The sequence below is a fragment of the Oryzophilus luti genome (genome assembly GCF_059726245.1).
On record NZ_AP040874.1, the window covers coordinates 3,320,487 to 3,333,719 of the forward strand.

Genomic DNA, 13,233 nt, shown 5'->3' on the forward strand with positions numbered 1-13,233 from the left:
CCGCCGCTCAGGAAATTGCACCCATGCCTGTGCGAAACCGCGTCCACCAGCGTCGCCGAAGGCCACGAAAAAAATCTTTCCGCCGCGCCAACTTTTGTTGTGTGTGAGCCTGTTGCCGCACCGTCAGCATGGCGACGGGAATGCCGGAGGAAGCGTGAAGCGCCCCCGGTTTGGCGTGATGACGGTTCATCCTGTATACTTTCCCTTTGTCTCAAGTCATTTCCAGTAGGTAGGAGCGCAGTAACCAGTCATGCCCAAGCGCACATTTCAACCTAATCGCCGCAAACGCGCCAAGGTGCACGGATTCCGGCAGCGTATGAAGACCAAGAGCGGCCAGGCGGTCCTTTCCCGGCGTCGTGCCAAGGGACGCAAGCGCGTCTCGGTAAACCCGGGCTACCGCGACTAGCCAGGTTCCGCGAGCGGTGCGACCGGCGGGCTTGATGCCAGATGCACCAGATTTTCAGCGGGCCGCTCAGGCGGCCTCTGAGGCGGAACATCACTTGTGAGCGGCACACCGAAAGGCAAGTTCCCGAAATCGTCGCACCTGCTCAAACGCGCGGACTTTCAACGCGTCTATCAGCAAGGCAAGCGTCACTTCTCCGGGAATATGAACGTCTTTTATCTGCGAAACCAGCCGGCCCCCGTCATCTCGCCCAGTGGCGAAGCGGAGGCGGGCTGCGCGCAGCCGGGCGGAGCTGTTTCCGCCGTGCGCGTCGGTTTCACGGTGCCCAAAGCGGTCGGCAACAGCGTGGAGCGCAACCGTATACGGCGGCGCCTGCGCGAAGCTGTACGCTTTCATCTGGCCATGCTGGCCCCGCTCACTGAGCCGGTCGACATTGTCATCAACCCCAAGCGGAGCGCGCTGACCACCGACTTTGCCGGAATTACGGCGGAGGTGGAGCGCGCTTTCCGTGTTGTGCTCGACCGTGGCGGCGCTCCGGCGCGTCCACGGCTGCCGCGTGAGAAAAGGCAGGTCCGCCGATGATGGCCGATCTTCTGCTGGCTCTTCTGCGTATCTATAAGCGCTGGCTTTCCCCCGCGCTGCCGCCCGCCTGCCGCTATACGCCGACCTGTTCGGAGTATGCCGCCGAGGCCATTACCGAGCACGGCGCGCTGGCCGGAAGCTGGCTCGCATTGAAACGCATTCTCCGCTGCCATCCGTTCGGCGGACATGGCTATGACCCGGTGCCTCCGCGCGCCCACCAGCACGACGGCGGCTGTGACACAAGATTGGCAAAAGGATAGGCAATCCCTTGACCGAGTATCGCAACCCGCAGAATGAACCCGGAGCCGAAAAGCGGCTCCTTGTCTCCTTTGTTGTCCTGTTTGTCGCCCTGCTGCTGATGCAGCAGATGTTCCGCTCGCAGAAGCCGGCGGAGCAGGCGCAGAAAGCCGCGGCGCAGCAGACGCAGCAACCGTCCCAGGCTCCGGCCAGCATGCAGCAGGCGGCAGCCACCGCGCCTGCGGCACCTGTGGCCACGGTGCAGGCCTCCAGTGAAGCCGAAACGGTGGTGGAGAACAGCGTTTACCGCATTACGTTCACCAACCGCGGCGGCCTGGTAAAGAGCTGGCAGCTCAAGCAACACAAGGATGAAGCCGGCAAGCCGCTCGAACTGGTTCATGCGGCTTCGGCGCAGTACGGCTCCCCGCTCTCCTTCTGGAGTTGGGACACGGCGCTGACCACGCAGTTGAACTCGGCGCTCTACGTTGCCTCCACCGATGGCAGCGGCCCGCTGCCGCGCTCGCTGACCTTCCAGTTCTCGGAAGGCGGCCTGGTGGTGAAGAAGACGTTCAGCTTCGACGACACCTACGTCGTGAAGATTGACACCAGCGTGCAGCGCAACGGCCACTATGAGACCGCGCTGGTTGCCTGGCCCTCCGGCCTTGGCGACATGACGCAGGCCGCCAGCTACGTCAACCAGCACATCGACTACTTCACCGGCAGCAAGCTTGAACGCCTGAAGGCCGACCGCAAGGGCAAGGACATTGGCACCGGTCACGTGCTGAATGGTCCGTTTGAGTGGGCCGCCTCCAGCGACCAGTACTTTGCCGCCGTCTTTATGCCGGTGACGCCGCAGTCGGCGACCCTGGTGCAGTTGCGCAACGGACTCCAGGTTCCCAAGGACCCGTCGAAGCCGACGGCCGACAAGGTGGATGTTGATCTGCTCGGCACGGCCGTGGGCAGCATTGGCGGCCCGGTCAGCCAGCGCCTCTACGTCGGACCGAAGTCGGTCGACGTGCTCGCCTCGGTGAAGACCGCTTCGGGCAACAGCATTGAGGCCGTGCAGGATTTCGGCTTCTGGTCGCTGATTGCCAAGCCGCTGTTTGCCTGGGCGCGCTGGACGGAGAAGAAGTTCATCCCCAACTGGGGCTGGACCATCATTGTCCTGACCGTCATCATCAACCTGGTGCTGATGCCGCTGCGTTGGAAGAGCATGCGCTCAGCCCTGGAGATGCAGAAGGTCTCGCCGCACATCCAGCAGATTCAGCAGAAGTACAAGCAGTTCAAGCTGAATGATCCGCGGCGGGCGGAGATGACGCAGGAGATCAACGCCATCTACGCCGAGCACAACATCAACCCTGCTGCAGGCTGCCTGCCGCTGCTCATCCAGATGCCGTTCCTGTTCGCCTTCTACGGCATGCTGGCCAACGCGTTTGAAATGCGCCAGGCCAACTTCTACTGGCTCAACGATCTTTCCCAGCCGGACCGCTTCTTTGTGTTGCCGGTGCTGATTGTGGCCAGCATGTTCCTGATGCAGCGCATGACGCCGAATACGGGCATGAGCGCCGAACAGCAGCGCATGATGAACTTCATGATGCCGATTATCTTCGGCTCCATGAGCTACGCTTACCCGAGCGGCCTGGCACTGTACTGGGTCACCGGCACCATCGTCGGCATCGGGCAGCAGTACATCATGAACCACAGCGCACTGGGCAAGGAGATGCGTGCCATCGCCGAAAAGCGCGTGCGCAAGCAGCAGGGCAAGGGTAAGAATTAGCAGTCCGGACCGCCGTCGGCTGCAGGGCCGGCGGCGGCACCGATGAGAATTAAGAAGTCCCCGGAACCGCGAGAGGGAGAGCGTATGGCCATTCAGGACAAGATCGAAAAAGCAAAGCGCATCCACGAACTGCTGACCAGCATCATCAAGCTCGGCGGCTTCAAGCTGAAGTACAAGATCACGGTTGACCCGCCGGCACAGGCGCACGACCAGGACTGGGAGAAGCCGGTCATCCTCGTGGACTTCAGCGGCTCCGATGCCGGCATGCTGCTGGAGCGCGGCGGTGAGTTGCTGCGCGCGCTGGAGACCATCGCGCTCGAGGCCGTCAAGGTCGGCATCGACGACCACGAGAAGATCGCCTTCGACGCCATGGGCTTCCGCGCCGCCCGCTTTGACGAGCTGAAGATGGCCGCCGAAGTGGCCGCCGAGAAGGTCCGCAAGACCGGCGTGCCCTACCCGTTCGCCCCCATGAGCAGCCGCGAGCGCCGCATTGTGCATCTGGCGCTGCGTGACGCCGACGACCTGCGCACGGAGAGCACCGGCGAAGGCCCGTCTCGCCACCTGGTGGTGGTGCCCAAGGACTTCAAGGGCAAGTTGCCCGAGCCGACCGTGCCTCGCCGTGGTGGACGCGGCGGCGGCGGTGGGCGCGATCGCGGTCCTCGCCGCGATGGCGATCGTGGCGGGCACGGAGATCGTCGTGGCCCGCGTGGACGCGGACGGCGATAGGCCGATACAAATCAACTTTCGAGGGAGCCATGAATTCAGGCAGAGTTCATGGCTCCTTCCTTTTTGCGCTGGTATAGTGCACCAATGTCTCCAGACCTTGAGTTTGTGAAGCCATTCCTTCCACTCGCCGAAAAGCTCGCGTTTGTCTGTCTGCTGGCGTTCCTGAGTTGGTTTGCGCGGCGGCTTGCTCTGTCACGCTCGGTTCACTGGCCAACGGTTTGGGGCACAGTCCACAGCTATGCGCGGTTGGAGGAACAGGGCCACGGCATCACGACCATGCGCTATGCCTACCAGGTGAGTGGCGAGTACTTCTCGGGAGAGATGCCAGTGGAGAAATCAGCCACCATCCGCAGCGAAGACGATGTTCAACGCGTTCTGCCGGGCGGAGCAAGCATTGAGGTTCGCTACAACCCGCATAACCCGCAGGAGTCGGTCGCAGTGATCCCGGACTTTCTCGGCTCTGCGCCGGTGAAGTAGACCGCATCGCCATTCCGATTCCCTTACAATGCGTCTTGTATGAACCTCGATGACACCATCATTGCGGTAGCCACGCCGCCCGGTCGCGGAGGTATTGGCGTGGTGCGCCTAGCGGGGCCGGAAGCCGTGGCCATTGCACGCGGCATACTGTTTGCTCCCCAGCGCTCCGGGCAGACGGATGCGTGCACGCCGCAGCCGGTCGTGCTCACAGCGAACCGTGCCGTCTTCTGCGAATTGCGCGAAGGTGCATCGGGCGAGCGGCTCGACGAAGTGGTGGCCACCTATTTTGCCAAACCGCACTCCTACACCACCGACGACATTGTTGAGATCAGTTGCCACGGCTCTCCTGTCGTGCTGCAACGCGTGCTCGAACTGGCACTGGCGGCGGGTGCCCGCATGGCGGATCCGGGCGAGTACACCATGCGCGCCTTCCTCAACGGGCGTATGGACCTGACACAGGCCGAGGCGGTGCGCGACCTGATCGACGCGCAGACCGTCTACCAGGCCAAGGTGGCGGCGCAACAGTTGCAGGGTGCGCTCTCGCACCGCTTGCAGCAGCCCAAGCATCAGTTGGTGGAACTGGTGGCGGCGCTTGAGGCTGGCATCGACTTTGCCGATGATGACGTGGCGGTGATGCCCGGCGAGGAGATCACGCGGCGCATTGCGGAGTTGCGCGCGCCGCTGGCCAGGCTGGCGGAGAGCTTCGCTTTCGGGCGTTTGGTGCAGCAGGGCGTCACGCTTGCCATTGTCGGGCGGCCGAACGTGGGCAAAAGCAGCTTGTTTAATCAGCTCGTGCAGAGCGAACGCGCCATCGTCACCGCTACGCCCGGCACCACGCGCGACCTTGTTTCGGAGAGCATCGCGATCGAGGGCATTCCGTTGCGGCTGGTGGATACCGCCGGTCTGCGGCAGGCCATCGATGAGGCGGAGAATATTGGCATTCGTAAATCCATGGAGGCGCTTGCCGACGCCGACCTGGTGCTGGTGGTGCTCGACGGCTCAACCACGCCGGATGCCCGTGACCGCGAGTTGCTGCATGACGTTGCCGCGCGCGCGGCCATCGTGGTGCTCAACAAGAGCGACCTAGCCGACTCCGCCTCGACGGAAGAATCGACAACCGTCGATCTTGTCCAGAAGCTCCCCGTGGTTCACACCTCGGCGCTGACCGGCGAAGGTATTGCCGAGCTGCGCCGTGCGATTGTGGCGCGCGTGGCCGGGCCGGGCGGCTCGCAGCCGGAGGCGGGGTTTGTCACCAACGCGCGTCAGCACGACCAGCTCAACAAAACGCTTGCCGCACTCGACGCCGCAACTGCTGCCGCCGCGGCCAGCATTCCGCATGAGATGCTGCTGCTTGACCTCTACAACGCGCTGCACGCTCTCGACGAGCTGACCGGCGCCACCACCGCTGACGACATCTTGAACCTGATCTTCTCAACCTTCTGCATCGGAAAATAATCTTGGGCTGGGGGATCCGGCACGGACGCAGGGTGAGATCAGAGCCAGTATTGCGTGCTTGGGCTCGCGGATAGGGGTTCTTGGATGGTCACTGCGACCCGTGAGGCGCCCGTTCGGCGGGGAATCCTCAGTTTTCCTTTGCGGCGTTGGCTCCGGCAATGCGTCCGAAGACGACGCATTCGGTGGTTGCCATGCCAGCCACGCGGCACGCGCCGTTGATGCCACCGGCCATCTCGCCCGCCGCGTAGAGGCCGGGGATTGGCTCATGGGTCTCAATGTCGAGCACTTGTGCCTGTGTATTGGTCTGGATGCCGCCGTTGCAGTAATGCAGCTTCGGGCGAAGGCGCATGACGTAGAAGGGCGGCGCAATCGTATAGCGCTGCCGCGAGGTCAGGGGCTTGCCCATCTCGGCGTCCGTACCGCTCAGCACGGACTGGTTGTAAGCCTCGATAGTGCGCTGCAAGCTCTCTTTGCAGACGGACTGTGCTTGCACAAGCTCGTCCAGCGAGCCGTACTGCCGGATCACATTCCGCTTGATTCCCTGCCGCAGATAGCGGTACTGCTGCGCGGCCTCGCCACCGACGATCAGGATGGGAATGCGCCCGGCCATGGACATGTGCTGCGTGCGGGACAGGCGGTCGGTCAACTCGTTGATGAAGCGCTTGCCGGTTGCGGCGTCCACCAGGATGCCGTGCGGGAAGCCGATGCAAACACCGAACAATGCGCCTACGCCAAAGCCCTTCTCATCCGGCGAAGTCCACGGGCCAAGCTGGATCCACGAAAGATGGACGGGAGTTGCACCGGCTTTGAGCGCCAGAATCAATGCCTCTGAAGTTGCGCCCGGATGGTTCGTGGTGTCGAAGTCGGTGCTCAGGCGCGGGTCCTGGGTGAGGCGGAATGCCACATCGCGCAGGAAGCCGCCGCAGGCGAGGATGACGCCTTTGACAGCCTTCAACGTGCGCCGCTCACCGGAGTCGCTGTTGGGGAAGATGTAGTCGTCGGCGACGTCAACGCCGATGACACGGTCGTGCTCGTCGCGCACCAGGCTCTTCAAGGCGCAACGCATGCGCACCGTGATGCCAAGCTCGCGGCACTTCACCAGCATGGCCTGCACAATGGTTGCGCCGCCGCCGAGGCTGGAAGCGATGTTATACGTGCGCGGCACGGAGTGTCCGCCGCCATGCAGAAGCGTGTTGTTGAAGGTGATGCCCAGATAATCCTGCATCCAGAGCAGGGCGCCGCAGGACTCTTCGGTGACCACCTTCACGAGCGACGGGTCATTCAGTCCCTTGCCGGCGGCAAACATGTCATTGGCCAGCCGCACCGGCGAGTCGACGATATTCAGGGCGGCCTGCAGAGGGGAGTCGGCCACGGCCGTCATACCGGCACTGATGGCGGAGTTTCCGCCGGGAACGCCCATTTTTTCGATGACGACGACCTTGCAGCCCGCACGCCGTGCTTCAATCGCAGCAGACAAGCCGGCAAACCCGGATCCGATCACGATTACGTCGTACTCTTCGTCAAACACGCTGAACCACCCTCTCGCCCACTAAATTCCACATGACCATCAAAGATTGCAAGTCGCCAGAAAGCCATACAGGCTGACGTCGCGTGCGCCGGAGAGGCCGAGCTTCTTGCGGATGTTTCTCCGGTGCGTCTGTATGGTGTCAAACGACAAATTCATCTCCGAGCATATCTCCTTGCTGCCGAGACCGGCTTGGATGAACTTACATACCTTAAGCTCTGTCTTGCTCAACCGGAGCACGGCCGGAGAAATTTCATTCTCGGTTCCGTGCGTCAGCGAGACAAGCAGCCCTTCTATATAACGCAGCGAGTTGGCATTCGACTCGCTCCGGAAATCACATTCCAGTTTGTGCAGCGCCGGGATGATGTCGTTGACGATGGCCCGCGAAATCCGCCCGGTCAGGTCGCTCTGCTCGGTCTGAATGTTTTTCAAGACGTTACGTAGCGTTATATTAGCTTCCTCGGTCAGGACCTTTTCCGTCAATAGTTGCTGTTCCAGCCGCTTCTGTTCGGAGATGTCCTCGGTGATCACAATCCAGAACTTCTTCTCGTGATGCGTGATGGCGCTGACCGTAAACACGGCGGGGAAGGCGCTCTTGTCGAAGTAGACGCCGGTCAGCTCCTTGCTGCTGATCTGGTACTCGGTCAGGTTTTCAAGCAGATCGCCCAGCAACCGCTGTTCGCCCTCGCCGCACAGAGACAGTATATTGGCGCCCACCAGATTGTTCTCATTGCGCCCGAAAATCTCGCAGGCCTTCTGGTTGGATTCGACGATCTCGAGGTCTTCGTCCACCAGCACAATGCCTTTGCCCACGCCCTGAAAAACGGTTTGCAGCAGCTTTTGCGAGCGCTCCAGCCCCTCGGTGCGTTCCTGTATGTGGCGTTCCAGACGGGCACGGTAGGTTGAGAGGTACGTGATGTCGTGGAGGATGATCAGGTAGCCTTCGCCATCCTCGCCGGCCGTTCCAAGTTCAACCAGGCGTATGTCGAACAGAAGATTTGTCGACTTGCAGGTGTAGGTTCTTTCCGTGGAGCCGGGCGCGAGGCTGTCGTTGGCAAGCTGCGTGCGCGCGCCCTCAAGGTCAAAGCATTTCAGCTCGAGGGTATTCCAGAAGGGTCTGCCGATGGCGGATTGATTCGGAAACAGGCGTTCCGCCCGCTGATTGGTCCGTAGGATGGACCCGTGGCTGTCGCAGATCAATAGAGCATCCATCAACGAATCGAAAGCTCGCTCGAAGACAGACGAATGACGGGTGCCTACGGCCGGCATCACAGCGTTGCTCATACCCACCTCTGAGTTGCTCAAGAGCTAGTCTTTGCAAAACACAGAAGTCAGGTTCCAAACGCCGCTGCGCCAGAGCGCAACGTCCCCACAATCCCTGCATCAGACCGCGGCCCTGCCCGGGGCCGTTAAAAAAGTACTGCAGTTTCCAGTTCTTCCGGCAGCGAGTGCAAAGTTCCGCCAACCAGCCGGAGAGATCTGGATAGGGTATTTATGCCTACATAAAGCATTCCGGCAAGGTTTAACCCTTTGCCTACGCAATAAGCTACACCAAAAACAGATCGATACAAAATTATAGATTGGCACATATCGGGTACTTCGCAATACCCGAAAAGGCACCAATGTTTCATCTCTGTGCTTGAGGAAACGGCGGGTAGGCTTGTGCTCGGGTATTTGTCAGGTTTTGCCGAATCCTGTGGTACCCGTGGCCAGGTAGTAAGGGCCAACCCGGGCTCCCGGGGTATTCGGATTTATATGGAGAGGAATACATGTCTAATAATTCTCATGAAGTGAGCCGTCGTTCGGTATTGAAGTCGCTGGCAGTAGGCGCAGCCGCCGTGGGTGGTGGACTGGCGTTGAACCTGGCTGTTCCCGGCATTGCGCAGGCCGAATCGCGCAAGCTGCCGACCAAGTGGGACGAGACGTGGGATGTGGTGGTGGTGGGTTCCGGTTTTGCAGGACTGGCCGCGGCGGCAGAAGCTGCGGGCGCCGGCGCCAAGGTTGTCGTGCTCGAGAAGATGCCGGTCTACGGCGGCAACTCGATCATCAACGGCGGCGAGTACAACTCCTGGGACGATGAGTTCCATCTCCGCCAGAAGCTGAACCTGGGCGATGACAGCGCCGACATTCACACGGCCGACACGCTCAAGGGCGGCGACTTCTACGGCAACCCTGAGCTGGTGAAGATCATGACCGAAGGCGCCACCCCGGCGCTGAACTGGATGATCGACGAAGGCGGCCTGAAGCTGCGCAACCTGGTCAACCGCACCGGCGGCCACTCCAAGTACCGCACGCACACCTGCGTGGAGGGCGTGGGCCGTGGCTACACGGAAGCTCTGCGCAAGATTGCCGAAAAGCGCGGCGCCAAGATTGCCCTGAACACCACCATCACCTGGATCTATCGTGCCGACTCCGAGCCGACCAGCCCGGTGCTTGGCGTGGAAGTGAAGCGCGGCAAGAAGGTCCTGAACATCAAGGCCTCCCGTGCCCTGGTTCTGGCCTCGGGCGGCTTCAGCCGCGACGTTCCGATGCGCATGATCTACAACCCGTCGCTGGGTCCGGGCTACAGCTCCACCAACCACCCGGGCGCGACCGGCGAAACCATGCGCTACGCGCAGGCTGTGGGCGCCGAAGCCATCCAGATGGCCTTCATCCAGCTCTATCCGTACGCTGAGCCGGAGACCGGCATGCTGGATTCGACGGCTGTGTACCCGTTCCGTGGACCCGGCTTCGGCATCGTCTACGTGGACAAGAAGGCCAAGCGTTTCGTCAATGAGATGGAGCGCCGCGACGTGGTTTCCCGCGCCGAACTGAACACCGGCATGAAGCCGACCTTCTCGATCTTCTGCGAAGCCATGGTTCCGCACATGGGCTTGAAGGAAGAAGTCGAGGCGGGCGTGCAGCGCGGCCGCATCAAGAAGGCGGACACCCTGGCCGAGCTGGCCAACCAGCTGGGCCTCCCTGCCGACACTCTGCAGGAAACGATCAAGACCCACAACCAGTACATGAAGGACGGCAAGGATCCCGATTTCGGCCGCAACTTCACCAAGGTCATGATCCCGATCGAGCAGGGTCCGTTCTACGGCATTCCGCAGTGGCCTGCTGTTCACCACACCATGGGCGGCGTTCGCATCAACGCCAAGGCCCAGGTGCTGGACATCTGGTCGAAACCGATTCCGCGCTTCTACGCGGCCGGCGAAATCACCGGCGGCATCCACGGCGCCAACCGCCTCGGCGGCAACGCTGTCATCGACGCCACGGTGTTTGGCCGCGTGGCCGGCACCAACGCCGCCAAGGAGCCGGTCCAGAGCTAGCTGTTGACTGAGGGTAAATCCACGGTTGACCTCCTGCTGAGGGGCGCTGCGCCCACACGCAGCGCCTCTTTTCAGATGCGTCCTTCCGCGGATTGATAGCAGTCACTCTTGCGTGCGTGGCCGGCTCATCACGGGGGCCGGTCCCGCCGGAATTGGATTTGAGACTATGAAGAGATTTTCTGTCGTTCTTCTCTCCCTCTGGTTCGTGCTGGCTTTGTGCGGGACGATGATGGCGGCCGCGGCGGATCCGTGCGCGGGCTGCCACCAGGACTTCACCAAGGTACTGCCGAAGAACCACGCGGCCGTGCAGGGCGGATTGCAGCAGTGCGTCGCCTGCCACAACATCGGACAAGGCGGGGAGGCCAAGCCCAACGGGTTCTCCACCGCCATTCACCAGCGTCACGCGGTCGAGCAGAAGCTGGAGTGCACCACCTGCCATACGGTGGAACCCGGCAAGAGCTTCGGCCTGATTGGCACCTCTGCCAACTGGGGCCCGGTCAGCAAGGACGACCTCACGCTGATGAAGGACAAGATGACTTCCTGGGGCACCTCGAAGTTCACCGACAACATGCACTTCAAGGCGAAGGTGGACTGTGCCGGTTGCCACGCCAAGGAAGCGCCGGTTTCCGACGCCAACGTCGAGAACGCGCGCTGCCTGTCGTGCCACGGCCCGATCGAGAAGCTGGCGGAAAAGTCCGCCAACAAGGAGTTCCCGAAGCGCAACCCGCATGCCTCGCACTACGGCTCGGACATCGCGTGCACCAGCTGTCACCACGCGCATGCCTCGGCCGAAGTGATGTGCGCCGGCTGCCACAAGCTTTGGAAGCTCAACATCCCCGGTGAATAAACATCGGAACTGATCCGGACGATATACATACGCAGGGCAAACGGAATTCATACAGAAAAAAGATTCATGCAGGAGGATTCATGAAGATCAAAGCACTCGTATTGTTCATGGTGCTGACTCTGACGGCCTCGCTTGCGTTTGGCGCCGAAGGCGCAGCGAAGAAGAAGCCCGTCAAGAAGGCCGTCAAGGTCGAGCAGACGGTGAAAGCCGAAGAAGTGAAGGCGTTGAAAGACCAGCTGGCTGCCGCTGAAAACAAGATCGACAAGCAGCAGAACCAGATTGACCAGCTCCAGCAGATGCTGAAGCAGAGCATTGACGCCATTCAGACGCAGAAGGCCGACGTGCAGACCGCGACCACCAAGGCCGACACGGCCAAGGAGCAGGCTGCGCAGACCAGCAACGAGCTGGCCAACGTCAAGACCCTTGTGGCCACCACCACGGAGACCACCAAGGCCACCGAAAAGCGCATGAAGGACCTGGAGAACCCGACGGCGATCCGCTTCAAGGGCATCACGCTGCAGCCGGGCGGATTCTTTGAGACCACCTTCATCGCCCGCAGCCGCAACGAGAACGCCGACGTGGCCAACAGCTACGGTGGCGCGCCGCTCAACGGCACCAGCAACTCCAACCTTACCGAGTTCCGCGGCACGGCACGCGCTTCGCGCATGACCCTGCTGGCCACCGGCAAGGCTGGCAAGATCGGCTGGAGCGGTTACTACGAGATGGACTTCCTCGGCGCCGGCCCGACCTCGAACCAGGCGCAAACCAACGCCTTCCTGCCGCGTCTGCGTCAGGCGTGGGGCCAGGCCGAGCTGCCCGGCGGCTGGACGATTTCCGCCGGCCAGTTCTGGACGCTGCTGACCACCAACCGCAAGGGCATCGCCCTGCGCGGCGAGTTCATTCCGAACGTCTCGGATGGCAACTACGAAGTGGGCTTCAACTTCGTGCGCCAGACCGCTCTGCGCGTGACCAAGAAGTTCAATCCGACGGTCACCGCGGCGTTTGAAATCGCCAACTCCGAACAGACCTACGCGGCGGCTTACATGCCGGCGAACGTGCAGGGACTGGCCAGCAGCCCGAACGCAGTCAGCGGCGTGCTGATGTCCAACTACCTTGCCGGATACAGCGCGGGCAACTCCACCAACATCGCGCCTGACCTGATTGGCAAAGTGGCCTTCGATCCGAAGTTCGGCCACTATGAAATCAAGGCCATCGGCCGCATCTTCCGTGACCGCGTTGCAGCCACGGCCACCACGGCGGGCAGCACCAACGTCAGCTACGGCGGCGGTATCGGCTTCGGCGCCATCCTGCCGGTGGCTCCCAAGAAGGTGGATATTGTCGTGGAAGGCCTGTACGGACGCGGCATTGGCCGCTACGCCACGGGCAGCATGGCGGACGTGACTGTGAACCCGCTGACGGCGAAGCTGCTGCCGCTGCGCGCGGCGCACTTCATGGCCGGTATTGAAACCCACCCGTCGCCCAAGCTGGACATTTACGCCTACGGCGGCAACGAATACACCTGGCGCTACGACCTGAGCTCGCTGGTTCCAACCTCCACCACGGGCGCTGGCTACGGCACGCGCCTGGCCCCCTACGCGACGGCCTGCAACTCCGCCAGCGAAGTGACGATGAACTCCTGCTCCGGCTCCAACCGGGACATCTATGAGTTCACCGGCGGCTTCTGGTACCGCTTCTTCAAGGGTCCGTTCGGAACCCTGCAGTACGGCAACCAGATTGTGTATTTCCACCGCTCGCTGTGGAGCGGCAATGGCACGGCTCCGACGGGTAACGACGTGGTTGGCTACTCGACCATCCGTTTCTATCTGCCGTAATTCGCAACCTGCACATCGGAGCGCCACGGAGCATCGTGGCGCTCTTTCTTTCCCTGCC

12 protein-coding genes are annotated in these 13,233 nt (G+C 61.9%); 10 read left to right on the forward strand and 2 right to left on the reverse strand.

The genetic code is table 11. The features are described 5' to 3' along the window. Nucleotides 1–250 precede the first annotated feature (250 nt). The 7 genes from rpmH (at nt 251) to mnmE (ending at nt 5,657) form a co-directional block, all read left to right on the forward strand. Nucleotides 251–406 (forward strand): 50S ribosomal protein L34, encoded by a 156-nt coding sequence (rpmH, locus tag AC6IZO_RS14140; protein WP_497805725.1) that lies wholly within the window; start codon nt 251–253, stop codon nt 404–406. A 96-nt stretch (nt 407–502) separates the two neighbouring features. Then, nucleotides 503–985, forward strand: a complete 483-nt coding sequence (gene rnpA, locus AC6IZO_RS14145; RefSeq protein ID WP_497805727.1) for a ribonuclease P protein component — start codon at nt 503–505, stop codon at nt 983–985. Continuing rightward, entirely contained in the window at nt 982–1,245 is a 264-nt protein-coding gene (yidD, locus tag AC6IZO_RS14150; protein ID WP_497805729.1) for a membrane protein insertion efficiency factor YidD, read from the forward strand. Before rnpA ends, yidD begins: the two co-directional genes overlap by 4 nt. 8 nt (nt 1,246–1,253) lie before the next feature. Continuing rightward, a complete protein-coding gene (gene yidC, locus AC6IZO_RS14155; RefSeq protein WP_497805731.1) occupies nt 1,254–2,999 on the forward strand; it encodes a membrane protein insertase YidC in 1,746 nt (581 codons plus the stop codon). A gap of 84 nt (nt 3,000–3,083) precedes the next feature. Then, nucleotides 3,084–3,725 (forward strand): Jag family protein, encoded by a 642-nt coding sequence (locus AC6IZO_RS14160; protein ID WP_497805733.1) that lies wholly within the window; start codon nt 3,084–3,086, stop codon nt 3,723–3,725. An 84-nt stretch (nt 3,726–3,809) separates the two neighbouring features. Further along, on the forward strand, nt 3,810–4,202 hold the full coding sequence (locus tag AC6IZO_RS14165; protein WP_497805735.1) for a DUF3592 domain-containing protein: 393 nt from the start codon (nt 3,810–3,812) through the stop codon (nt 4,200–4,202). 39 nt (nt 4,203–4,241) lie between these two features. Beyond that, on the forward strand, nt 4,242–5,657 hold the full coding sequence (gene mnmE, locus AC6IZO_RS14170) for a tRNA uridine-5-carboxymethylaminomethyl(34) synthesis GTPase MnmE (protein WP_497805737.1): 1,416 nt from the start codon (nt 4,242–4,244) through the stop codon (nt 5,655–5,657). Between the two features lie 127 nt (nt 5,658–5,784). Here the strand turns inward: mnmE and AC6IZO_RS14175 are convergent, their stop codons facing one another. Further along, entirely contained in the window at nt 5,785–7,185 is a 1,401-nt protein-coding gene (locus AC6IZO_RS14175; protein WP_497805739.1) for a flavocytochrome c, read from the reverse strand. A 39-nt stretch (nt 7,186–7,224) separates the two neighbouring features. Then, nucleotides 7,225–8,466, reverse strand: coding sequence for a PAS domain S-box protein (locus AC6IZO_RS14180; RefSeq protein ID WP_497805741.1), 1,242 nt, complete (start codon nt 8,464–8,466; stop codon nt 7,225–7,227). Nucleotides 8,467–8,951: 485 nt separating this feature from the next. Between AC6IZO_RS14180 and AC6IZO_RS14185 the strand changes: the two genes are divergently transcribed. From AC6IZO_RS14185 to AC6IZO_RS14195, 3 genes are all read left to right on the forward strand, one after another. Continuing rightward, nucleotides 8,952–10,496, forward strand: coding sequence for an FAD-dependent oxidoreductase (locus tag AC6IZO_RS14185; RefSeq protein ID WP_497805743.1), 1,545 nt, complete (start codon nt 8,952–8,954; stop codon nt 10,494–10,496). A 166-nt stretch (nt 10,497–10,662) separates the two neighbouring features. Further along, nucleotides 10,663–11,343: a cytochrome c3 family protein gene (locus AC6IZO_RS14190; protein ID WP_497805745.1), complete on the forward strand. Its 681-nt coding sequence runs from the start codon at nt 10,663–10,665 to the stop codon at nt 11,341–11,343. Nucleotides 11,344–11,423: 80 nt separating this feature from the next. Then, entirely contained in the window at nt 11,424–13,175 is a 1,752-nt protein-coding gene (locus AC6IZO_RS14195; protein WP_497805747.1) for a hypothetical protein, read from the forward strand. Nucleotides 13,176–13,233 lie beyond the last annotated feature (58 nt).